This window comes from Rhodoblastus sp. 17X3 (genome assembly GCF_030056575.1).
Lineage (GTDB): Bacteria > Pseudomonadota > Alphaproteobacteria > Rhizobiales > Beijerinckiaceae > Rhodoblastus.
This window is the reverse complement of sequence record NZ_JASHHX010000054.1, coordinates 1-1120: the sequence shown is the minus strand read 5'-3', so window position 1 is coordinate 1120 and position 1120 is coordinate 1. Positions and strand designations below refer to the sequence as shown.

Annotated in this window: 1 protein-coding gene; it reads right to left on the bottom strand. The window is 66.1% G+C overall.

Annotated features, from left to right (window positions below; genetic code table 11):
* Positions 1 to 1120 (bottom strand): NAD(P)/FAD-dependent oxidoreductase (locus QM467_RS19720; protein WP_283368042.1); only part of this gene is annotated, 1120 nt, incomplete at both ends.

The window sequence follows — 1120 nt, the reverse complement described above, 5'->3', positions numbered from 1 at the left end:
AGCTTGTTGTTGAGCCACATGTCGACGCCGCCGAGCGGAATGCCGAGGAACGTGCCGAGCTTCGACCACAGCGGCTTGACGTTGCGCACGTTCTTGAGGTCCGCGCCGATCGGCCCGGAGCGCCAGCCGGCCTCGTAATCGGCCAGCTCGTCGTGGTCGCGGCCCGCTTCGAGCGCTTTCGCCGCCGCTTCCGCCGCCTCGATGCCCGACAGCACCGCATTATGCGAGCCTTTTATGCGTGGGACGTTCATGAAGCCCGCGCCGCAGCCGATCAGCGCGCCGCCGGGGAAGGCGAGCTTGGGCACGGATTGCCAGCCGCCCTCGGTCAGCGCACGCGCGCCATAGGCCAGCCGCTTGCCGCCTTCGAAGATGTCGCGCACCATCGGATGGGTCTTGAAGCGCTGGAACTCGTCGAAGGGCGACAGCGTCGGGTTCTTGTAGTTCAGGTGAACGACGAAGCCGACGACGACCTGGTTGTCCTCGATATGATAGAGGAAGGAGCCGCCCCCGGTGTCCGACGAGAGCGGCCAGCCGAAGGAATGCTGCACCAGCCCCGGCTGGTGCTTCGCCGGGTCGATCCGCCACAGCTCCTTGATTCCGATGCCGTATTTCTGCGGCTCGCGGCCGGCGTCGAGGCCGAATCTGGCGATGATCTCTTTGGTGAGCGAGCCGCGCGCCCCCTCGGCGAACAGCGTATATTTGCCGCGCAATTCCATGCCGCGCGTGAAGGAATCCTTCGGCTGGCCGTCGCGGCCGACGCCCATGTCGCCGGTGGCGATGCCGAGCACTTCGCCCTTGTCGCCGTAAAGCACTTCCGTCGCGGCGAAGCCGGGATAGATCTCGACGCCCAGCTCTTCGGCCTTGGCGCCGAGGAAGCGGCAGACATTGCCGAGCGAGCCGACGAAATTGCCGTGATTGTTCATCAGCGGCGGCATGACGAAATTGGGCAGGCGGATTCCGCCGGACGGGCCGAGATAATAGAAGCGGTCCTCAGTTACCTGCGTCTTGAGGGGGCAGGCGGCGTCTTCGCGCCAGCCGGGCAGCAGCCTGTCGAGGCCGATCGGGTCGATCACGGCGCCCGACAGGATATGGGCGCCGACTTCCGAGCCCTTCTCGACCA